The 325-nt window shown below is 64.9% G+C and carries 1 pseudogene; it reads left to right on the forward strand.

The window, feature by feature from the left end:
- A pseudogene (locus BHC62_RS28875) lies at positions 1 to 84 on the forward strand (hypothetical protein); the annotation flags it as partial.
- Positions 85 to 325: the final 241 nt, after the last annotated feature.

Genomic DNA, 325 nt, shown 5'->3' on the forward strand with positions numbered 1-325 from the left:
ACCGGGGCCCAGGGGCAGACGCTGGTGGCGATCAACTCCGGGGCCAATATCAACTTCGATAGTTTGCGCCACGTGGCAGAGCGGGTGGCGGCACAAGCCTGACGCCCCTTGTGGCGAGCGGGCTTGCCCCGCGCTGGGCGGCAAAGCCGCCCCAATAGCCTCACCACGTTCCGTCAGATACACCAAGGTGGCTGTATTTGGGGCTGCTTCGCAGCCCAGCGCGGGGCAAGCCCGCTCGCCACAGAAGGTCGATCTGCGCGTTACTGCTCGCTAGCCTTCTCGACCGTGGTCGATGCCGACCAGATGCGGTAACGCACTTCGACAT

Source organism: Pseudomonas sp. 06C 126 (genome assembly GCF_001855215.1).
In the GTDB taxonomy this organism is placed as follows: Bacteria; Pseudomonadota; Gammaproteobacteria; order Pseudomonadales; family Pseudomonadaceae; genus Aquipseudomonas; species Aquipseudomonas proteolytica.